The sequence below is a fragment of the Blautia sp. OF03-13 genome (genome assembly GCF_003460685.1).
In the GTDB taxonomy this organism is placed as follows: Bacteria; Bacillota; Clostridia; order Lachnospirales; family Lachnospiraceae; genus Fusicatenibacter; species Fusicatenibacter saccharivorans.
The window spans coordinates 127,681-148,593 of sequence record NZ_QTVR01000007.1; the positions used below are offsets into that span (position 1 = coordinate 127,681).

Consider the following 20,913-nt stretch of genomic DNA (forward strand, 5'->3'; position numbering starts at 1 on the left):
TATGAGAGCATTGGGAATTATTCTTGCAGGCGGTAACAACAACAAAATGAGAGAGCTGTCCAATAAAAGAGCCGTTGCAGCTATGCCGGTCGCAGGCAGCTTCCGCAGCATCGATTTTGCGCTGTCAAGCATGGCAAACTCTCATATTCAGAAGGTGGCTGTCCTGACACAGTACAACGCCAGATCCTTAAATGAACATTTGAGCTCTTCCAAATGGTGGGATTTCGGAAGAAAACATGGCGGTCTGTTTGTATTTTCTCCAACCGTTACATCAGATAACAGCTGGTGGTACCGTGGAACGGCAGACGCGATCAGTCAGAACCTGACATGGCTGAAAAACAGCCATGAACCGTACGTAGTCATCGCATCGGGAGATGGCGTATACAAACTGGATTTCAATAAGGTACTGGAATACCATATTGCAAAACGTGCGGATGTTACCGTGGTATGCACGGATTCCAAGGAAGCAGATACCAGCCGCTTCGGCGTCCTGAAGATGAATGAGGACTGCCGCATCGAGGAGTTCGAGGAAAAACCGATGGTTTCGAGCTCCAACGTGATCTCTACCGGTATCTATGTCATCCGCCGTCGCCAGCTGATCGAAATGATTGAGCGCAGCGCACAGGAAGACCGCTACGACTTTGTAAAGGATATTTTAATCCGTTACAAAAACCTGAAACGGATTTACGGATACAAGATCAATACCTACTGGAGCAACATTGCTACCGTAGATTCCTATTACAGAACCAACATGGATTTCCTCAAACCGGAGGTAAGAGATTACTTCTTCGGACAGTATCCGGGCATCTACTCCAAGATCGACGATCTTCCGCCGGCAAAATACAATCCTGGCTGCACAGTGAAAAATTCTCTTGTATCCAGCGGCTGTATCATCAACGGACAGGTTGAGAACTCTGTTTTGTTCAAGAAGGTATATGTTGGAAACAACTGTGTGATTAAAAATTCTATCATCTTAAATGATGTATATCTCGGAGACAACACTCACATTGAAAACTGTATTGTGGAGAGCAGGGACACCATCCGTGCAAACTCCTATCACTGTGGGGAGGACGGCATCAAAATTGTTGTCGAAAAAAACGAAAGATACGCCATCTGATTATGGGGTGAAAGGGGCATAAAAGTTTATGAACATTACAGACGTGAGAGTACGCAAGGTAACAAAAGAAGGAAAAATGAAGGCGGTTGTGTCTATCACAATCGATGACGAATTTGTTGTACATGATATCAAGGTGATTGAAGGAGAAAAAGGACTGTTCATCGCAATGCCGAGCCGTAAGGCTACGGACGGGGAGTACCGCGATATCGCACATCCGATCAACTCCGGAACCAGAGAAAAAATTCAGACCATTATCCTGAAACAGTACGAACAGGCGATGGCAGAAGCGGAAGCAGAGGAAGCTGCTGCAGAGGCCTGAGCAAAAAGGAAGAAAGAATGCCCCCGGGCGGAAAACGGAAGTGGTTACGTTTTCTGCCCGGGGGCGTTTTTGTCAGTAAAAATAAAGATGACGATATATAAAAGTATATCGCCATCTTTTTATGAGGGGGGAGATAGTGAGTGGTTTATCAACTATCCGAGATTTATTATAAAAGGAATATGTGAGCAAAGTGTGTCCAAATTCTAAAAGAAATGGAAAAAATATAAAGAAAAGAGGAAAAATTGTGGGAAGAGGTATGGACAGAAAAGAGAAGAGAGCGTAAAGTGAGAGAAAAATGTATCTGCGGAGTCTTTTTTGTGCCCGTATTTGCGTGAGCTGAAAAATTCCGGGAGCACATCAGAAAAAGAGGAGGAAACAGGATGAGACAGAAGAGAATCAGCGATTATGGATATCGGATAGGACATCATGAAAGCGGACCGCGAAACAAAATTACAGATGTGCCTGGTGTGCGGGTAGGCCATGCGACGGTGGAAAGTGGCAATCAGCATACCGGAGTGACGGTGATTGTGCCGGGAGAAGGCAATCCGTTTCTGAAAAAGTACCTGGCGTCTGCCTACGTGCATAACGGTTTTGGGAAAACGTGCGGTCTTGTGCAGGTACAGGAGCTTGGAACTCTTGAAACGCCTATTGCCCTGACCAATACACTGAATGTTGGAAAAGTGGCGGATGCATGATTTCATGGATGATACAGCAGACCCAAAAAGAAGGGGAAGATGTTTTTTCCATCAATCCGGTTGTCGGAGAATGTAATGATTCAAGGATCAATGAGATTTGTAACCGGGTAGTGGGGGAAAAAGAGCTGTATCAGGCACTGGAGCAGGCGGATACAGACTTTGCGGAAGGTGATATCGGCGCCGGAACAGGAACGATCTGCTATGGGCTGAAAGGGGGAATCGGCTCGGCATCCCGCACGCTGGTGCTGGATGGAAAAACATATACCATTGGCGTTCTGGTACAGTCAAATTTCGGGGCAACCAGAGATTTGAAAATCAGTGGAAAACCGGCAGGAGAGAAGATTCTGGAGCGGATCCGGAAGGAAGAATGCGGAAGCAGCGCCGAAGACCGGGGATCTATTATGACGGTTCTGGCAACAGACCTTCCGGTATCGGAGCGGCAGCTGTACCGGATTATCCGCCGCTGTGGAGTTGGAATCGCCAGAACAGGAGCCTACACCGGCCACGGAAGCGGTGAAATCATGATCGGATTTACAACGGCAAACCGCGTGGACACAAAGAGTACATGTGAGGTGGAAGCGTGCGCCCGGATAAAAGAAGAAAAAATCAACGAGGCATTTGAAGCAGCGGCAGAGGCTGTGGAGGAAGCGATCCTGAACTCTATGGTAACCGCAAAGGAAAAAAGAGGCCTGGACGGAGCCAGATACCGCAGCCTTGCAGAATTTCTGGAAATACCGGGATTTCTGAAATAAATTATTTTTCCAGAACCATACGCCCCAGCTCGGAAATTTCACATCCGCCTTTTGTCCGGTGCACGATGAGATAACCGGCGGAAGAAAGCTCTCCGAGTACGGTGCGCAGAGCCGCTTCGGATACAAAGGTTTCTCCGTCGGCCAGTCCGTTTTTGATTGCCAGGCGGCCTGCTTTCGGATGCGTCGATACGAAAGAAAGAACCTGATATTGAAGGTCGGTGAGGGAAACGTCAGCCATCTGGCGGGAGCGGAGGTACGTTGGCAGATCGGAAAGCTGCAGCTTATGGCTGCTGTACCGGGTAAACAGGCTGCAGGACAGATTGTACAGCTCATGAATATTTCCGGGGTACGCATATTCCTTCAGAAAGCGCAGAAGCCCTTCCGAAAAGATCCGGTCGCAGGTCATATCGGTGTTGTGGAAAAACTGAAGCAGAAAGTAATTGAGAAGATCGGGAATATCCTCCCTGCGTCTGCGGAGCGGGACTGTCTGAAGCTCTGAAGCACTTAAAAGGTGAAAAAGTTCCCGCAGGAAGGTTCCTTTTTCTACTTTTTTGTAAAGGTTATCATCCGCAATAGCAATGATCCGCACATCGAAACGGCGGGTTTCCGGTGCGGAAAAGAAGTTACCATGAACATTGGTAAGAACATTGACCAGCAGATCCTGAATGGAAAGCGGAAAACGGTCCACCTGGGAAAGGACGAGTGTGCCATGGTTGGTTTCGGCAAGAAGCCGGAGCAGGGAGGCTTCGGTCAGATCATTTCCGGGAGAATGAAGAACGGAAAACGGATAATGGTGGCGGCGCGAAAAATTGTGGATCGCACGTGCGAGTGTCCGGCGCTGTGTACCGCTTTCTCCCTGGATCAGAATCGGAAAATCAAAAAGTGCAAGATGTCTGGCCTGCGCCATCAGATTCTGGACGGAATCTGCGTGGGACAGGGAAAGGGAAAAGGTACGGGAGGAAGCAAAAAAAGTGCTTTCTTCCGTTTTTTCGTCTTTCGATACCGACATTTCCGTGGATCTGCCATCGGGAAGAAACGCAAGAAAAACAGGTTCTGTATCCGGAAAAACCATAGAGAGAACGCTTAACGTGATCTGTGTTTTCTGATCCGAAAGGAGAATGGTCCAGTCACCGTTGCGGTCGAAAGCAGTGTCCGCGTAGGCAGACGGAAGACATTCCGAAAAAGGCTGTCCTTCAAAGTTGGAGGAGGGAAGCGAGAAGGCATGTGCAAATTTAGCGTTCATGAACTGAATGAGGCCATCCGCACCAAACAGACAGATGCCAATGGGAAGAGAGAACAGGATAACCTGCATGAGCTGTTCGGTCTGTACATAATTTGTATAGTAAGTTTCTGAGGTCTTGACGGTGTGAAGAATCTGATTGACATAATTGCGCGATACACGGTTTACGGTCTGCAGAGGAATGTTGAAATATTCGCAGAGCTGTAAAATAGTGGAAATATCGATGATGCGGTTGCCGATATCCAGCACATTGGGAATGCGGGAAGGAACGAGCTGCGGCTCGCCGGCGGTGATGGCAAACTGAATGTCAGACTCGGTATCCTTGCATCCGGGATAAAACGGAACAAAGTCATATTGTGTGATGCCGCATTCCTCAAACTGGGAAATGATAGCGAGCGTGGAATATTTATCATCGTTTACCAGATAGACACGTTCGTGCGGCGGAATCTGAATGATTTTATCCAGGAACATATGGTTGAAAACGCGGTCGCAGGGGAGCTGCAAAATGGAGGAGTCAAGGGTAAGCGGAAAGGTTTCCATGGCGCGGGCGGTTGGAAAAAGGACGCACTGGTATCCCCGGAAGAGAGAGGGGTCTGTGGCCTGCTCTCTCAAAAGGGTATTGAAGGTGAGATATTCACCGAGCACGGAGTGAAGATAAGACTGAAATTCGGAAAGCATTCGTTTCCGGGAAGAAATGATCAATACGTTGCCAAGCTTTTGTGTTCTGTTCATAAAGGGACCTCTTTTCCTGCTAAAAAGTGATAATGGGTTAAAAATTAGGATAATTATATCATTTTTGACGAAAATAAACAACCTAAATGCAAAAAGACAAAAAAGAAAAGAAAAAATCAGGAAGAATGCTTTGACATAGTGACGCATTACATCTATAATACCGATTAAGCAAAGGGGCTGTAAAAAAAGGTAAGGCATCTTTGCTCTTTTTTATATCATGGTTCTGTTATCTGTGAAAAGAAAGAACAAAGAAAACAGCAACACTTGCAGAAAAGGAGGAGACAACAATGAAAAAAAGACATGTAATGCGTGCTCTGGTTGCAGCAGCAACGGCACTGGCACTGACAGCATGTGGATCGACAGGTTCTTCTGACACAAGTAAGAGCACATCAACAGCATCTGCTGCATCGACCTCATCCAGTTCGGAAGCAGATACGAAGAATACCATCTCGATTCCGGCAGGCGAGTCGGTATCCCAGGATTCTGATGTTACGGCAATGGTAGCTGTAGACTTTACCACCATGGATCCGATGGATACTTCCGATACACTTTCCGGTGGTGTACAGCGAATGATGATGGACGGTCTGTTTGGATTCGATGAGAATATGCAGATCATTCCGATGCTGGCAACCAGCTACGAAGCAAACGATGAAGCAACCGAGTATACGATCCATCTTCGTGAGGGCGTAAGCTTTACCGATGGAACTCCGTGGAATGCAGATGCCCTGATTGCAAACGTAAATAAATGGGCAGACAAGAGCCTTGGACTGAAACGTACTACATTCCTCTGCAATGTTCTGGATCATGCAGAGAAGATAGATGATTATACCGTTAAAATTTATTTATCACAGTCATTCGGTGCTTTCATCAGCAACCTGGCACATCCGGCTACGCTGATCATGAGCCCGAAACAGATTGAAGCAGGAGAAGATGCCTGTGCACAGGCACCGGTAGGAACCGGCCAGTACAAATTTGTTGAGTGGGTTGCCGGTGACCATATGAAGGTAGAGCTGAACAAAGACTGGTGGGGATATGACGCAGACGTCTGCGGCGGAACTGCTCTGGCAGATGCAGATGCAGGATTTAAGAGCATCACATTCAAACCGGTTGCAGAAAGTGCTACCCGTGTATCTGCAATTCAGGCAGGTGACGCACAGATTATGTGGTCTGTACCGACAGAAAGTGTTGACACCTTAAAAGGTGACAGCAACGTATCCGTTGGAATGGGCGACAGCATCGCCGTATGGTACTTCTTCATGAATACACAGAAAGCACCGTTCAACGATGTGAAGGTTCGTGAGGCAATGGCTTATGCAATCAACAAAGAGGCATATATCCAGGTCGTTATGAACGGTTACGGTTCTGTGGCAACTTCTATGGTAGGAGAAGAAGTACAGCACTACAAAGGAAATGATCCGTATTCCTACGATCCGGAAAAAGCAAAAGAGCTGTTAAAGGAAGCAGGATATCCGGATGGATTTACCACAACACTGATGTACAGCAACACGACAGCAAATCAGAAAAAAGCAGAGTTCTACAAACAGCAGCTTTCTGAGGTTGGTATTGATCTGGAATTGAACGGAATGGAAAATGCCGTTCTGAATGAAAAGGTTCAGGGAGCTGACTGCGCAGGAGCAGATGCCGAGGTAGACTGCTACTTAAGCGGATGGTCTACTTCCACCGGTGATGCTGACTGGGGACTTCGCCCGATGCTGGCAACCGAGTCTGAGCCGCCGATGAGCTTCAATATCAGCTACTATGAGAATGAAAAAGTAGATCAGCTTCTCAAAGATGGTCTTGCAACAGCAGATGAAGACAAACGTGGTGAGATCTATGCAGAAGTACAGGATACTGTATGGAAGGATCTTCCGCTGCTCTGCATCGCAAGTGATAAAAACATCTGGGCAACCAGCAACAACATTACCGGAGTATATCTGTTAGGCGATGGAAGCATCGGCATGAGAAATGCCAGAATGGCAGCCGAATAACGGCAGACTGAAATAAGGATATGAAAAAGACCCCGGCGTCCTTCCATCAAAAGAGGGCGCCGGTTTCTTACAAACAGGAAAGCAGGCAGTGATCCGTGGGATTGTACCTGTAGGATAAGCATGAAAGTAGGAGATACAATATGCCAAAATATATACTGAAGCGTATTGTGGGTACGATCCCCACACTGATTATTGTTGTTACATTTGTATTTTTCTTTGTCCGCCTGATTCCGGGAGATCCGGCGAGACTCGTTGCAGGAGAGCAGGCAACACAGGATGACGTAGAGGCAGTAAGAGAAGAGCTTGGCCTCAATAAATCCATTCCGACACAGTATGTTACCTACGTGACAGGACTTTTAAAAGGAAATCTCGGAACCTCCCTTCGAACAAAGCAGCCGGTTACAAAGGAAATTGCGGGAAGATTCGGAAATACCGTCCGTCTGGCATTTGTCACATTGCTGTGGAGCTCGGTTGTTGGTGTGCTCTTTGGTGTGTGGTCCGGAACACACCGGGGAAAATGGCAGGATTATACCGGAATGACGATTGCGGTCTCGGGTATTTCACTCCCCTCGTTCTGGATCGGCTTTCTGCTGATTATGCTGTTTGCGGTAAAACTGCGAATTCTGCCGACAACAAGCGGAACAAGCCTGAAAAGTCTGATTATGCCGTCGATCACGCTCGGCGTCGGAATTGCAGCCGTGATCGCACGATTTACAAGATCCTCCATTATTGAGGTTTTAAAAGAAGATTACGTCAGAACAGCAAGAGCAAAAGGAATCAAAGAAAAGGTTGTGATCTGGAAGCATGTTTTCCGCAACTCCATGATCTCCGTCGTGACGGTTGTGGGTCTGCAGTTCGGCTTTCTGCTGGGAGGTTCTGTTGTCACAGAAACGGTATTTGCCTATCCTGGCCTTGGCTCCCTTCTGATTGAATCGGTCAATTACAGAGATTATCCGGCAATCCAGTCCCTGATTCTGATCTTTTCGCTGCAGTTTATCGTCATCAACCTGATTGTCGATATCCTCTATGCGGTTCTGAATCCGGAAATTAAACTTCAGTAGGAGATGAGTGGAATGAAAGAAAAGAAAAAAGTACAGACCGAGAACCAGGAGAGAATTAAAACTCCGTTTTCTGAGATGGTTCGAAAATTTAAAAAACAGAAAAATGCAGTAGTTGCGCTTTGTTTTATCATTTTTCTCATTTTCCTTGCGTTTTTCGGAAGCAAAATTGTGCCGTACGGAATCAATGAGTATGATTACAATGCGATTCTGCAGGGACCAAGTATGAAGCACCTGTTTGGAACGGATGAGTTTGGACGGGATCTGTTTTCCCGTATCGTCTGTGGAACCCGGATTTCACTTGCAGTCGGATTCGGCGCTGTTACGGTCGGTGCAGTCTGTGGTACCATTCTCGGACTTCTGGCCGGATATTACGGCGGATGGATTGATTCTATTATTATGAGAATCTGCGATGTCCTGTTCGCTTTTCCGGGACTGATTCTTGCAATCGCCATCGTGGCAATCCTCGGAAGCGGCATGACAAACGTTGTGATTGCGGTCGCTGTCTTTTCTACACCGACCTTTGCGCGGCTTGTCCGAAGCAAAACGCTGAGCCTGAAAAATTCCGTCTTTGTCCTGGCGGCACGGAACATCGGTGTTTCCGATGCAAGAATTCTGTTTCACCATATTCTGCCGGGAGCCATTCCGGACATCATTGTACAGTATTCCATGTCATTTGGATCTTCCATTCTGACAGCATCAAGCCTTTCCTTCCTGGGAATGGGCGCACAGCCGCCGACACCGGAATGGGGACTGCTTCTTTCCAACGGAAGAAACTATATGGCAAGTGCAATGTATGTGACGATTTTCCCGGGTCTTGCGATTTTCCTTACCGTACTGAGCTTTAACCTGTTAGGCGACGGACTTCGCGATGCACTCGATCCGAAACTTTCCGATTGATAAGGAGGAGCAGAAGTGGCTACTGATAACGTACTTGAGATAAAAAATTTACATACGTATTTCTATACCGATGGCGGCGTGATCAAAGCAGTAGACGGTGTCGATGTGGAGCTTCGACGCGGCGCAACGCTTGGTATCGTAGGCGAGTCGGGAAGTGGAAAGAGCGTGACATCCCTCTCTGTGATGGGATTACTGACCGGAACGAAAGGAAAAATTGCTGATGGCGAAATCCTGCTGGATGGCGATGACATTGTAAAGCTGACGAAGGAACAGCAGAGAAAGCTGCGCGGAAGCAAGATTTCCATGATTTTCCAGGAACCGATGACCAGTCTGAACCCGGTCATGAAGATTGGAGACCAGGTGCAGAATGCGTTCTGCAGCACGAAAAAATATCAAAAAAAGAGGCACTGAAAAAGGCAGAGGACATGCTCCGGAAAACGGGTGTTCCGCGTGTGGAGCATATGATGAAGGAGTATCCGTTCCAGCTTTCCGGCGGACAGAGACAGAGGGTCATGATTGCCATGGCGCTTGTATGCAAGCCGGAAATCCTGATTGCGGATGAGCCGACGACTGCGCTGGATGTAACGATTCAGGCACAGATTCTGGATCTGATGAATCAGCTGAAAAAAGAGACAGGTACATCCATCCTGTTTATTACACATGATCTTGGCGTCGTTGCAGAGGTCTGCGATGATGTTGCCGTTATGTACTGCGGCCGCGTGGTAGAGCGCGGAGATGTAAAAACAATTTTCGCCAATCCGTCCCACCCGTATACGAAGGGACTGCTGGGATCGATTCCGAGACTGGGAGACGCCGGAAAAGAACTGAAGTCGATTCCGGGTAACGTTCCAAACCCGAAATATATGCCGAAAGGCTGCAAATTTGAGCCGCGATGTCCATACGCTTCGGAAAAATGCCGCGAGGAAGAACCGGGATTTTTCCAGATCGAGGAAGGCCATATCAGCAGATGCTGGCTCTGCGAAAGCGGACAGCTCAAAACAGATCACGTAGAGAAGGCAGGTGACTAGGATGTCAGATACATTACTTAGAGTAGAGGATTTGAAAATTTATTATCCGGTTGCCGGAAGCGGATTTGGGAAAAAGGAATTCGTCAAAGCGGTAGACGGAGTTACCTTTGAGGTGAAAAAAGGCGAGGTATTCGGAATTGTAGGCGAGTCCGGCTGCGGAAAATCCACACTGGGAAGAGGCGTCTGCAAACTGGAAAATCTGACATCGGGCCATGTGTATCTGGATGGCGAAGATATTACAGAGTACAATGACCGGAGAATGCGTTCCATCCGGAAAAAAGTACAGATGGTTTTTCAGGACCCGTATGCGTCCCTGAATCCACGAATGTCCGTTTTTGATATCATTGCAGAGCCGCTGCTGGTGCATCATCTGTATCAGGATAAAGCGGATCTGGAAAAGAAAGTGCTGGATCTTTTGCACCGGGTAGGACTGGATGACTACCATGCAAACCGTTATCCACATGAATTTTCCGGCGGTCAGCGTCAGAGAATCGGAATTGCCCGTGCACTTGCGGTAGAACCGTCTCTGATCATCGCAGACGAACCGGTTTCGGCACTGGATGTGTCTATTCAGGCGCAGGTTCTGAATCTTTTAAATGAACTGAAGCATGACCTGGATCTGACCTATATTTTTGTTGCACATGACCTGAGCGTTGTGGAATACATCAGTGACCGTGTCGGCGTTATGTATCTCGGCAATTTCGTGGAGGTCGGAGAAAAAGAGAAAATTTACAGCAATCCGATGCATCCGTATACGCAGGCACTGCTTTCTGCAGTTCCGGTTCCGGATCCGACGGCAAAAAGAGAAAGAATTCTGCTTGAGGGAAGCATCCCATCCGCCCACAAGCCGCCGACAGGCTGCAAATTCCATACCAGATGTCCAAAATGCATGGAATGCTGCAAAACACAGGCGCCGGAGCGGTATGAAGTGGATGACGGACATTACGTATATTGTCATCTTTATGATAAAGAAAGAAGGGAACAGCAGAAATGAAGCTTTTTATCAGTGCAGATATCGAGGGCTGTGCCGGAGTGGCACTGACCGATGAAACACATAAGAAGGAAAGCGTATACCAGAGATTTGCAGAGGAGATGACCGAAGAGGTCGTTGCGGCATGCGAAGCAGCACATGAAGCGGGCGCGGATGAGATTGTCGTAAAGGACGGTCACGGAGATGCATCCAACATTGACCCGCTGAAAATGCCGGAGTATGTCACCCTGATCCGGGGAAAGAGTGGTCATCCGTATAATATGATGTATGGTATCGACGACAGCTATGACGGCGTACTGTATCTTGGATACCATGCACCGGCAGGAGATCCCAATTTTTCGATCAGCCACACATCGACAGGAAACAGCCTGTATATTCATCTGAATGGAAAAGTGATGAGTGAGTGCATGCTGAACAGCTATACAGCAGCATCACATCACGTACCGGTGCTGTTTCTTTCCGGAGATGAGGAGATCTGCCGTCAGGCCAAAGAACTGATTCCGGGCATTACGACAGTGGAAACGAAGCATGGTGTCGGTGCGGCAACGTGGTGCAAAGCGAAAGGAAAAGTGATATCCGAAATCCGGGAAGGGGTAAAAAAGGCAGTTGCCGGACAGAAAAAAGAGTGTCAGGTGGCTCTTCCGGAGCACTTTACATATGAGGTAACCTATAAAGACTGGAAAAAAGCGTACACGATGTCGTTTTATCCGGGAATGCAGAGGGTAGATACCTTCACAAATAAGCTGGAGACAGATCGCTGGATGGATATTGTCACAGCACACTGCTTTGTTGTATATTAAGAATATAAATCTGATAGAAACCCAAAGAAAAGAGGATAAAACAATGGATATAGAAATGTTTGGTAAGCTTTCCGATGCATTTGGACCAAGTGGATTTGAGGAGGATGTCATCCGTACCATAGCAGATTACTGCAAAGAATTTGATGTAGAAAATGACGCAATGAATAACCTGTATGTGCGGATGCCGGGAACAAAGCAGGATTCCCGTCCGGTCATCCAGCTGGATGCCCATCTGGACGCATGCGGTTTCATGGTACAGAATATCCAGGACAACGGATGCCTTGGCATTATCATGCTTGGCGGCTTTCATCTGACCAGCCTTCCGGCACATGCGGTATGGATCCGCACCAGATCCGGAAAAATGGTACATGGTATTATCTGCGCAAAACCGGTTCATTTCATGACAACAGCGGAACGCAGCAGTCAGACTCTGGAAATTGAAAAAATGTATGTGGATGTCGGAGCAACCAGCCGCGAGGAGGTTGAAAACGTTTTCGGAATCCATATCGGTGATCCGATGATGCCGGATGTAACCTTTGAATACGATGCAGAGCATGAAATCTGCTTCGGAAAAGCATTTGACAACCGTGCCGGTTGCGCGTGCATCGTAGATACGATGAAACAGCTGGAAAAGGAGCAGGCTTCTCTTGCAGTTAATGTTGTCGGTGCCTTTGCGGCGCAGGAGGAGGTCGGAACCCGCGGTGCTGTGGTAACGAGCCAGATTGTAAAACCGGATCTTGCCATTGTATTTGAAGGATCTCCTTCCGATGACTTTTTCATCAGCGCAGGACAGGCACAGGGCTGCATGAAGAAGGGTGTTCAGATTCGTATCCTGGACAACAGCTATATTTCCAATACGCAGTTTATTTCACTGGCCGAGGAAGTGGCAGCAAAATGCGGAATCAAATACCAGGAGAGTGTAAGAAGAGGCGGAAGTACAAACGCAGCAAAAATCAGCGTGACAGGAAAAGCAGTTCCGTGTCTGGTGCTTGGTGTTCCATCCCGCTATGCGCACAGCCATTACAATTTCTGCGCAAAAGAAGACCTGGAGGCAGCAAGCGCAATGGCAGCCAATGTCATTCGTGCTTTAGATGAGGAAAAGATCCGTCATATCTGCCATCAGGATGTACTGTAAAATATTCGATAACGAAAGAAAAAGCATGCCGGAAGCGGGTTCACAGGAAAGGTGAAGCCGTTTTCGGCATATCTGGTAAAAAAGGAGAGTTTACAAGTGAGAAAACCGATCATTGGAATCTTGGGAAATACGTATAAAACACAGCCGGGACTTTTTTCAAGTGCGGAGAGAATGTATGTCAACAGCGATTATATCGAATCAGTTCTGAATAACGGCGGAATTCCTATGGCAATTCCGGCAGTTGCCATGAAAGCGGATCCAGAAGGCATACTTGCTGTGTGCGACGGAATTCTGGTTCCCGGCGGAGAGGACTTAAATCCGTGGTATTATGGGGAAGAGCCAAAACCGCAGATCCAGACCATCCGCCCGGAGATCGACGAGGCATGGTTTGCACTTGGACGGGCAGCAAAAGAGATGGGAATGCCTATGCTTGGCATCTGCAAAGGAATTCAGTTTTTAAATGTCCTGTGCGGCGGTGATCTGTACCAGGATATCTATACACAGAAGGAAACTACAATTCTGCATCTGCAGTCCCTGGAGCGGTCGTATCTGCATCACCATGTAGAAATTAAAGAGGGAACCCATCTGGCAGAAATCCTTGGGGCGGGAACCCATGCGGTAAACTCCATGCATCATCAGGCAGTGCGTACGCCGGGAGAGGACATCGTGGTTTCAGCAACGGCGCCGGATGGAACCATCGAGGCGATAGAAAGCCGCAACGGACAGATTGTGGCCGTACAGTGGCATCCGGAAGGGCTGATCCACTCAGCGCCGGAGATGAACCGCCTTTTTGCGGATCTGGTAGAAAGAAGCAGCAGATACAGAGAGAAAAAGTAACGATTTGGAACCATGTAAAAGGAAAGAAAAACCGGGATGGGACTTTTGAACCGTTACGAAAAAATAAGAATGGATAAAGATGCGATTCTAAAAGCAGAGAGCAGGAATCGTTCGGGAGGCAAAAAAAGAATGAACAGAACAATAAGAGTATCGGCGGCGGGTGATATTCTGATTATGAAACGGCTTCTGCCGGGATATCAGGATGTTTTGCCGATTCGCGAATTTCTGATGCAGGGAGAGGTTCGGATGGCGAATCTGGAAACAACGATATCGGACGGCAGCTGTTACGCATCGGCGTATTCCGGCGGAACATGGCTGACGGCAGATGCGAAGTGTCTGGAAGATACCCTGCGTTACGGTTTTAATTTTCTTGGGATTTCGAATAATCATACGATGGATTATTCCTACGAAGGACTTGCATCTACGATCAGCGAACTGAAAAAAAAGGATGTGGCATATGCCGGAGCAGGCAAAAATCTTTACGAAGCATCGCGTCCTGCCATTCTGGACACAACAGCGGGACAGATTGCGGTGATTGATATCTGTTCTACCTTTGAAAATGCAGCCAGGGCGGGAAGCCAGACGGAACGGCAGCCTGGCAGGCCGGGCTTAAATCCGCTGCGCTTTTCGGAAAAATATACCATTACGGAGAAACATGCGCAGGATCTTGCAAAGATTGCAGAGGTGACCGGAATCAACGGACTGCGGGATCTGCACCGGCAGGAGGGATTTATCGCTCCGCTTCCCGAGGGTATCATGGAATTTGGCGGGAAAATGTTTGAAATCAGCAAGGACGGAACAGAGGGAAGAAGCTCCAGCCCGAATCCGATCGATGTGAAACGCACCGTCGATGCAATCCGGGAAGCGAAGATGACATGTGAGGCAGTCCTGGTTATGGTACATTCCCATGAAATCCGTAAGGACAATGACGAGGAAGCGGATTATTTTCTGGAGGAATTTGCACACGCCTGTATCGATGCGGGCGCCAGCGCGGTGATCGGGGGCGGAACGCATCAGCTGAAGGGAATCGAACTGTATCATGACTGTCCGATTTTCTATTGCCTCGGAAATTTTATTTTTGAAAATCAGTATGTACGCCTTCTGCCTGCGGACTACATGGAAAAATATGGTCTGAATATTCACACGGCAGCATCCATCGGAATCGCCAGGCGGCAGGAGCAGTCCTCACATTCCCTCTACGAAATTCCGGAGGTCTATCGGAGTGTGCTGCCGTATTTCGAGATCTGTCAGGGGAAATGCACACATTTGGAGCTTCTGCCGGTCGAGCTTGGTATGGACAGGGAAAACGCAGAAAAAAATATTCCGTACGTAGCAGACGAAAAAACAGCAGAAAAAATTGCAGAATATCTCACCCGCGTGAGCAAGAGATATGGAACAGAATGGGAATACAAAGAAGGAAGGATTGTACTTCATGCGTAAAAAATGGGAAATAGAAGAGGAATACCGAAACTTTTGCCGGAACAACAAAGAACTTGCGCTGCAGACGCTGCGGGAGCTGACACTGACCCCGACGGAAACGGGAAAAGAGGATCAGAGAATCGCATATTGCATGGAATGGATGAAACAGCAGGGCATGGAGTCGGTTCATACGGATGAGCTTGGAAATGTAATCTGGGAGTATCGGCCGGAACAGGAAAAGAAGGTTCTGTATACGGCGCATCTGGACACTGTGTTTTCGCTGGAGGAGCCGCTGGAGATTAAAGAAGACGGAATGATCTGGCGTTGTCCCGGCATCACAGACGATACCGTGAATGTCGTGATGCTTCTGATGGCGGCAAAATACGTTCATGAGACAGAGCCGGAGCTTCCATGCGGTCTGATTTTTGCAGCGGATCTGGGAGAAGAAGGGCTTGGCAATCTGTGCGGAGTTCGCGCGCTTGTCGACCATTATGAAAAAAATCTGTGTGGAATGGCAGCCTTTGACCTGTATCGGGATAAAATGTATCCCATCTGCATCGGGTCTGTCCGGTATCGGATTTCGGCAAAAACAAAGGGCGGTCATTCTTTCCTGAATTTCGGAAGAAAAAATGCCATTGCAGAGCTTGCGGGTCTGATCGGAGAGCTTTACCGTTTTCAGACGGATGCAGCATCTCATACAACATACAATGTGGGAAAAATAGAGGGAGGAACCTCTGTTAATACGATTGCGCAGGATGCCTCCATGCTGTTTGAATTCCGTTCGGAGGATTACCGGAGTCTGGAAGCCTGCGAAACATATCTGGAGCAGACCATAGCAGCACGCCAGAGTGAGGAGGTACAGTATTCCTGTGAGCTCGTCGGAAAGCGGCCGTGCGCAAGAGAAACCGATCCTGTCCAGATGGCACGTATGACGCGGTGTGCGCAGAAAACGCTGAAGGCAGCCGACGGGGAAGAGCCGGTATGCTCTGAGGCATCTACAGACTGTAATATCCCATTGTCGCGGCATATTCCTGCCATCTGTGTCGGTTTCTGCCGGGGCGGGGGAGCACATACCAGAGAAGAATGGCTTGATGCCGCCAGTGTAGAAGATGGCATGTGTGCAGCCGCAGCACTCGTATGCCGGCTTCCGTGGATGTGCTGCGAGAGCAGAGTCGTTGTAAGGGACGGGATAGAGGACCGAAAAGAGAGAGAGGAAATCCGGCGGCTGCTGGAGCTGTGCGATCAGGACTTCGTTCCGCCGCTTTCCCACCGCAACAGTACATCCCAGACGAACTGGGCCGAGACAGAAGAAAAGACGGATGGAATTGCAGAATATCTGGAAAATATCTGCAGTCAGCATGTGGTGCTGTGGAAGGAAGAGGGAGTCGTGCGGGCCTTTATGACCTGGAAGGATCATTTTAACTGTGAAAATCTGGAAGCATATCCGGATTCCTGCTATCTGACCACCCTCTGCGTCTGGCCGGATTACCGCGGACAGGGAATTTCGGAGGTAATGTATGCAGAAGCAGAAAAGGACATCGCGGCAAAATTTCCGGGAAGCCGGATTACTCTCCGTACCTGGTCCACGAACGGGGCCCAGGAGCATATCCTGGACAAGCTGGGATATAGTCTTGTCAGGCGGCTGAAGGATGACAGGGGAGAAGGAATTGATACGGTTTATTTTGTAAAAAAGGAAGAAAACGACAGATAACATGGTGCTTGCAAATCGCAGTTGAAAGTGTCATAATCGGAAGCATAAGACAGCAAAAGGAGGGCTATAGCTATGCCTTGTACAACTATTTTAGTTGGAAAGAAAGCATCATATGACGGTTCCACCATGATCGCGCGAAATGACGATTCCGGTGCAGGCCATTATACATCGAAAAAATTTGTGGTTATTCACCCGGAGGAGCAGCCGAGAACCTATAAAACCGAGATTTCACATCTGACCATTGAGCTTCCGGACAATCCGATGCGGTACACTGCAGTGCCAAACGCAGAAAAAGGCGAGGGGGTCTGGGCGGCAAGCGGCGTGAATGCAGCGCAGGTCGGTATGACTGCGACCGAGACAATCACATCGAATCCGCGTGTGCTGGGTGCTGATCCGCTTGTCGTTTATCAGCCGGCGGAAGACGGAAAAGAAGAGGTTCCGGGCGGAATCGGCGAGGAGGATCTCGTTTATATTGTTCTTCCTTATATTAAAAGCGCCAGAGAAGGTGTCAAAAGACTGGGCAGCCTGCTGGAGCAGTACGGTACATACGAGATGAACGGCATTGCATTTCAGGACCACGATGAGATCTGGTGGCTGGAGACGATCGGCGGCCATCACTGGATGGCAGTGAAAGTGCCGGATGACCATTATGTGGCCATGCCGAACCAGCTTGGCATCGACCATTTTGATCTGGAGGATGCACTCGGCGAACAGAAGGAATATATGTGCTCAGCAGACTTGAAAGAATTTATTGAAACATATCATCTGGATCTTTCTATGGATGGAAATTTTAATCCTCGCGATGCTTTCGGAAGCCACGATGATTCCGATCACGTTTACAATACACCGCGTGCCTGGTTCATGGAGCGCTGTCTGAACCCGCACACGAAAAAATGGGACGGACCGGATGCCGATTACACACCGGTATCTGACGATATTCCGTGGATGATGGTTCCGGAGAAGAAGATCACCGTAGAGGATGTGAAATACGTACTGTCTTCCCACTATCAGGGAACACCGTACGACCCGTATGCCGCATACGGCGAGAAATCGTGGAAGGGGGCATACCGCTCCATCGGTGTCAACCGGACCGATTTCCTTTCTGTCATCCAGATGCGCCCGGATCACAAAGGAGACAACGGCATTCTGCAGTGGATCGCATTTGCGTCGAATGCGTTCAATGTGCTGGTTCCGTTCTACACCGATGTGACGACAACACCGGAGTATCTTTCCAACACAACGGGAGAGGTTTCCACAGATAATTTCTACTGGGCAAGCCGCATGATAGCAGCAATGGCAGATGCGTCCTATAAGTCTTCTATCTTCCACATTGAACGGTATCAGGAAAAGGTGATGGCAAAAGGCCATGCACTGATCCATCAGTACGATGCGCTGCTTGCAGGGGAGACAGACGAAACAAAACAGACACAATTGAGAGAAGAAGCAAACAACAAAATGGCTGAAATGCTGAAAAAAGAGACGGGTGCAACACTGCACAAGGTACTCTTTGAACTCAGCAACCAGATGAAAAACGCGTATTCCAGATCGGATGCGTAAGGCTTTTTAAGGGAAAGAATAAGAGAATGGTTCTGCGCGCAGGAAAAATTGCGCGCAGAATCATTTCCTGTCCGGAACCGCCTCGAACAAACAGGGTGTTACAGTTCGCCGGACACCGGTGAACGATACGATCCTGATAAAAAATCTCAGCGTACTTTGGTGAATTTTGTTGACAACAGGCAGTTCCTGTGCTACAATAAACCAGCGACATGGAAGAAGGTCTTTTTTTTATGCCTGAAATTGCTGAAGTACGAGCAGCAAAAACAGGGCAGAAATGAAGAGACCGCCGCTGATCCGCAAGGATCACAAGCGATAACGCAAATACACAGTGGAGGTGGAAGTCGTGCGCGTAAAAATCACATTGGCATGTACTGAATGCAAACAGCGTAATTACAACATGACAAAAGAGAAAAAGAACCATCCTGAGAGAATGGAGACAAAGAAGTACTGCAGATTCTGCAAAAAGCACACAATGCACAAAGAAACCAAATAATCTTTGGTAAGAGGTGATCCAATGGCAGAAACTGAAAAAAAAGCATCCAAAAAGAGCTGGTTCAAGGGCTTGAAAGCAGAGTTCAGAAAAATCATCTGGGTTGACAACAAAACGCTGGGCAAGCAGACCGTTGCAGTCGTAGCGATCTCTGCAGTAACCTGCGGGTTAATCACCCTGGTTGACAGCGCTGTAATCGAGTTCGTCAATTTATTGATCAAATAAGGATAAAGGTGTCAGAATGTCAGAAGTAAACTGGTATGTAGTCCACACCTATTCGGGCTATGAAAACAAAGTAAAAGCCAATATTGAGAAAACAATTGAGAACCGTCATCTTGAGGATCAGATTTTGGAAGTACGTGTTCCTATGGAAGAAGTTGTTGAAGTCAAGAACGGAACCAAGAAACAGGTACTCCGGAAATTGTTTCCGGGCTACGTTCTGATCAACATGATCATGAACGACGATACCTGGTATGTTGTCCGCAATACCAGAGGTGTTACGGGCTTCGTAGGACCGGGATCCAAGCCGGTACCGCTTACGGATGAGGAAATGGTGAACCTTGGAATCACCGGTGGTGAGGAAAAGGTTGAGCTTGACCTTGAAGTCGGCGATGCAGTCGTTGTAACAGGCGGCGCATGGAAGGATACAACCGGACTGATTCAGAGTATCAACGATACAAAACAGATGGTTACCATCAATGTTGAGCTGTTCGGCCGCGAAACGCCGGTAGAAATAAGTTTCGCAGAAGTCAAGAAGATGTAAGAAATGCCCCAGGGGCGTTTCGTGGGAGGGAAATTCCCGCAATTACCACATTTATTTAGGAGGTGCCGTAAAATGGCAAAGAAAGTTACAGGATATATCAAATTACAGATTCCTGCTGGTAAAGCAACACCAGCACCACCGGTTGGACCTGCACTTGGACAGCACGGAGTAAACATCGTACAGTTTACCAAAGAGTTCAACGCAAGAACAGCAGATAAGGGAGACCTGATCATCCCTGTAGTTATCACTGTATATGCAGACAGAAGTTTCAGCTTCATAACCAAAACTCCTCCGGCAGCAGTTCTGCTTAAGAAAGCCTGCAACCTGAAATCTGGTTCCGGCGTTCCGAACAAAACGAAAGTTGCTACTATCTCTAAGGACAAAGTTCGTGAGATCGCAGAGATGAAGATGCCAGACCTGAATGCAGCAACTGTTGAGGCAGCTATGAGCATGATCGCAGGTACCGCAAGAAGTATGGGTATCGTTGTAGAGGACTAATTTAGAAGAAGAGTTTACATCTTCTCGTATTGACGTGGGAGGGAGATTCCCGCAACTACCACCAGGAGGTTATTAGACAATGAAACATGGTAAGAAATATTTAGAGGCTGCAAAAGCAGTTGATCGTAGCATTCAGTACGATCCGGCAGATGCTATTTCCACAGTTAAGAAATTAGCTACTGCTAAATTTGACGAGACAATCGAAGTTCACATCAAAACTGGTTGTGACGGACGTCACGCAGACCAGCAGATCCGTGGAGCAGTTGTTCTGCCGCACGGTACCGGAAAACAGGTTCGTGTCCTTGTTTTCGCCAAAGGCGCAAAAGCTGATGAGGCTGTTGCAGCAGGTGCAGAGTTCGTTGGAGCTGAGGAGCTGATCCCGAGAATCCAGAACGATGGCTGGTTTGATTACGACGTTGTTGTTGCCACACCGGATATGATGGGTGTTGTTGGTCGTCTGGGCCGTGTACTTGGACCGAAAGGTTTAATGCCAAACCCGAAGGCTGGTACCGTAACTATGGATGTTACCAAAGCCGTTAAAGAGATCAAAGCAGGTAAGATTGAGTATCGTCTTGACAAAACAAACATTATCCACGTGCCAATCGGAAAAGCTTCTTTTACTGAGGAGCAGTTAAGCGACAACTTCCAGACGCTGATCGGTGCAATCAACAAAGCAAAACCGGCTACTCTGAAGGGACAGTACCTGAAGAGCGTTACTCTGGCTCCTACTATGGGACCTGGAGTTAAGGTTAATACTTTGAAGCTTGCATAATAAATGAAATACTGAGAACCCCCGGGGCTGTAATGGCTCCGGGGGTTCTTTGCGTTGAAAAACGGACGCAGGGGAAAGGCGAATTCCGATTCCTTAAGAAAGAGCTTTATT

18 protein-coding genes and 2 pseudogenes are annotated in these 20,913 nt (G+C 48.0%); 19 read left to right on the plus strand and 1 reads right to left on the minus strand.

The genetic code is table 11. The features are described from left to right. The first annotated feature begins 1 nt into the window (after position 1). The 3 genes and pseudogenes from glgD (at position 2) to DXA55_RS07260 (ending at position 2,883) form a co-directional block, all read left to right on the plus strand. Complete coding sequence (gene glgD, locus DXA55_RS07250) at positions 2-1,117, plus strand: glucose-1-phosphate adenylyltransferase subunit GlgD (protein ID WP_022463228.1); 1,116 nt, start codon at positions 2-4, stop codon at positions 1,115-1,117. Between the two features lie 28 nt (positions 1,118-1,145). After that, positions 1,146-1,436: a septation regulator SpoVG gene (gene spoVG, locus DXA55_RS07255; protein WP_022463229.1), complete on the plus strand. Its 291-nt coding sequence runs from the start codon at positions 1,146-1,148 to the stop codon at positions 1,434-1,436. Positions 1,437-1,816: 380 nt separating this feature from the next. Continuing rightward, a pseudogene (locus DXA55_RS07260) lies at positions 1,817-2,883 on the plus strand (P1 family peptidase). 1 nt (position 2,884) lies between these two features. Here DXA55_RS07260 and DXA55_RS07265 read toward each other — a convergent pair. Next, positions 2,885-4,855, minus strand: coding sequence for a sigma 54-interacting transcriptional regulator (locus tag DXA55_RS07265; RefSeq protein ID WP_158565055.1), 1,971 nt, complete (start codon positions 4,853-4,855; stop codon positions 2,885-2,887). 287 nt (positions 4,856-5,142) lie between these two features. Here DXA55_RS07265 and DXA55_RS07270 point away from each other — a divergent pair, with 287 nt between their 5' ends. The 16 genes and pseudogenes from DXA55_RS07270 to rplA all read left to right on the plus strand — a co-directional run bounded on the left by DXA55_RS07270 (position 5,143) and on the right by rplA (position 20,802). Beyond that, the gene (locus DXA55_RS07270; RefSeq protein ID WP_022463232.1) at positions 5,143-6,843 is read left to right on the plus strand and encodes a glutathione ABC transporter substrate-binding protein; all 1,701 of its coding nucleotides are present in this window, start codon (positions 5,143-5,145) and stop codon (positions 6,841-6,843) included. A 140-nt stretch (positions 6,844-6,983) separates the two neighbouring features. After that, positions 6,984-7,904 (plus strand): ABC transporter permease, encoded by a 921-nt coding sequence (locus DXA55_RS07275; RefSeq protein ID WP_022463233.1) that lies wholly within the window; start codon positions 6,984-6,986, stop codon positions 7,902-7,904. 12 nt (positions 7,905-7,916) lie between these two features. Next, positions 7,917-8,801 (plus strand): ABC transporter permease subunit, encoded by an 885-nt coding sequence (locus DXA55_RS07280; protein ID WP_055265632.1) that lies wholly within the window; start codon positions 7,917-7,919, stop codon positions 8,799-8,801. Positions 8,802-8,816: 15 nt separating this feature from the next. Then, positions 8,817-9,829: pseudogene (locus tag DXA55_RS19220) on the plus strand (ABC transporter ATP-binding protein). Position 9,830: 1 nt separating this feature from the next. After that, positions 9,831-10,823, plus strand: coding sequence for an ABC transporter ATP-binding protein (locus DXA55_RS07290; RefSeq protein WP_055219243.1), 993 nt, complete (start codon positions 9,831-9,833; stop codon positions 10,821-10,823). Beyond that, positions 10,820-11,620 (plus strand): M55 family metallopeptidase, encoded by an 801-nt coding sequence (locus DXA55_RS07295; protein ID WP_117802603.1) that lies wholly within the window; start codon positions 10,820-10,822, stop codon positions 11,618-11,620. The genes DXA55_RS07290 and DXA55_RS07295 overlap by 4 nt, the downstream gene beginning before the upstream one ends. 43 nt (positions 11,621-11,663) lie before the next feature. After that, positions 11,664-12,755 (plus strand): M42 family metallopeptidase, encoded by a 1,092-nt coding sequence (locus tag DXA55_RS07300; protein ID WP_117802602.1) that lies wholly within the window; start codon positions 11,664-11,666, stop codon positions 12,753-12,755. A 96-nt stretch (positions 12,756-12,851) separates the two neighbouring features. Further along, positions 12,852-13,592, plus strand: coding sequence for a gamma-glutamyl-gamma-aminobutyrate hydrolase family protein (locus DXA55_RS07305; RefSeq protein ID WP_055219249.1), 741 nt, complete (start codon positions 12,852-12,854; stop codon positions 13,590-13,592). Between the two features lie 129 nt (positions 13,593-13,721). Then, the gene (locus DXA55_RS07310; RefSeq protein ID WP_119188878.1) at positions 13,722-15,032 is read left to right on the plus strand and encodes a CapA family protein; all 1,311 of its coding nucleotides are present in this window, start codon (positions 13,722-13,724) and stop codon (positions 15,030-15,032) included. Then, a complete protein-coding gene (locus DXA55_RS07315) occupies positions 15,025-16,722 on the plus strand; it encodes a M20/M25/M40 family metallo-hydrolase (protein ID WP_158565056.1) in 1,698 nt (565 codons plus the stop codon). The genes DXA55_RS07310 and DXA55_RS07315 overlap by 8 nt, the downstream gene beginning before the upstream one ends. Before the next feature lie 72 nt (positions 16,723-16,794). Further along, complete coding sequence (locus tag DXA55_RS07320) at positions 16,795-18,279, plus strand: C69 family dipeptidase (RefSeq protein WP_117813536.1); 1,485 nt, start codon at positions 16,795-16,797, stop codon at positions 18,277-18,279. 343 nt (positions 18,280-18,622) lie between these two features. Further along, the gene (rpmG, locus tag DXA55_RS07325) at positions 18,623-18,772 is read left to right on the plus strand and encodes a 50S ribosomal protein L33 (protein ID WP_055219257.1); all 150 of its coding nucleotides are present in this window, start codon (positions 18,623-18,625) and stop codon (positions 18,770-18,772) included. Between the two features lie 21 nt (positions 18,773-18,793). Continuing rightward, on the plus strand, positions 18,794-18,994 hold the full coding sequence (gene secE / locus DXA55_RS07330) for a preprotein translocase subunit SecE (RefSeq protein ID WP_022463243.1): 201 nt from the start codon (positions 18,794-18,796) through the stop codon (positions 18,992-18,994). A 16-nt stretch (positions 18,995-19,010) separates the two neighbouring features. Further along, a complete protein-coding gene (gene nusG, locus DXA55_RS07335) occupies positions 19,011-19,532 on the plus strand; it encodes a transcription termination/antitermination protein NusG (RefSeq protein ID WP_022463244.1) in 522 nt (173 codons plus the stop codon). Between the two features lie 72 nt (positions 19,533-19,604). Then, complete coding sequence (rplK, locus tag DXA55_RS07340) at positions 19,605-20,030, plus strand: 50S ribosomal protein L11 (protein ID WP_022463245.1); 426 nt, start codon at positions 19,605-19,607, stop codon at positions 20,028-20,030. Positions 20,031-20,109: 79 nt separating this feature from the next. Beyond that, on the plus strand, positions 20,110-20,802 hold the full coding sequence (gene rplA, locus DXA55_RS07345) for a 50S ribosomal protein L1 (protein ID WP_022463246.1): 693 nt from the start codon (positions 20,110-20,112) through the stop codon (positions 20,800-20,802). Positions 20,803-20,913: the final 111 nt, after the last annotated feature.

What these genes read in the sequence shown, in the direction of transcription:
- DXA55_RS07275 (WP_022463233.1), top strand. Translation starts at nt 6,984, where the DNA reads ATGCCAAAATATATACTGAAGCGTATTGTGGGTACGATCCCCACACTG.
- DXA55_RS07265 (WP_158565055.1), bottom strand. Translation starts at nt 4,855, where the DNA reads ATGAACAGAACACAAAAGCTTGGCAACGTATTGATCATTTCTTCCCGG.
- DXA55_RS07290 (WP_055219243.1), top strand. Translation starts at nt 9,831, where the DNA reads ATGTCAGATACATTACTTAGAGTAGAGGATTTGAAAATTTATTATCCG.
- glgD (WP_022463228.1), top strand. Translation starts at nt 2, where the DNA reads ATGAGAGCATTGGGAATTATTCTTGCAGGCGGTAACAACAACAAAATG.
- DXA55_RS07300 (WP_117802602.1), top strand. Translation starts at nt 11,664, where the DNA reads ATGGATATAGAAATGTTTGGTAAGCTTTCCGATGCATTTGGACCAAGT.
- nusG (WP_022463244.1), top strand. Translation starts at nt 19,011, where the DNA reads ATGTCAGAAGTAAACTGGTATGTAGTCCACACCTATTCGGGCTATGAA.
- DXA55_RS07270 (WP_022463232.1), top strand. Translation starts at nt 5,143, where the DNA reads ATGAAAAAAAGACATGTAATGCGTGCTCTGGTTGCAGCAGCAACGGCA.
- DXA55_RS07310 (WP_119188878.1), top strand. Translation starts at nt 13,722, where the DNA reads ATGAACAGAACAATAAGAGTATCGGCGGCGGGTGATATTCTGATTATG.
- DXA55_RS07315 (WP_158565056.1), top strand. Translation starts at nt 15,025, where the DNA reads ATGCGTAAAAAATGGGAAATAGAAGAGGAATACCGAAACTTTTGCCGG.
- spoVG (WP_022463229.1), top strand. Translation starts at nt 1,146, where the DNA reads ATGAACATTACAGACGTGAGAGTACGCAAGGTAACAAAAGAAGGAAAA.
- DXA55_RS07295 (WP_117802603.1), top strand. Translation starts at nt 10,820, where the DNA reads ATGAAGCTTTTTATCAGTGCAGATATCGAGGGCTGTGCCGGAGTGGCA.
- rplK (WP_022463245.1), top strand. Translation starts at nt 19,605, where the DNA reads ATGGCAAAGAAAGTTACAGGATATATCAAATTACAGATTCCTGCTGGT.
- rplA (WP_022463246.1), top strand. Translation starts at nt 20,110, where the DNA reads ATGAAACATGGTAAGAAATATTTAGAGGCTGCAAAAGCAGTTGATCGT.
- DXA55_RS07280 (WP_055265632.1), top strand. Translation starts at nt 7,917, where the DNA reads ATGAAAGAAAAGAAAAAAGTACAGACCGAGAACCAGGAGAGAATTAAA.
- secE (WP_022463243.1), top strand. Translation starts at nt 18,794, where the DNA reads ATGGCAGAAACTGAAAAAAAAGCATCCAAAAAGAGCTGGTTCAAGGGC.
- DXA55_RS07320 (WP_117813536.1), top strand. Translation starts at nt 16,795, where the DNA reads ATGCCTTGTACAACTATTTTAGTTGGAAAGAAAGCATCATATGACGGT.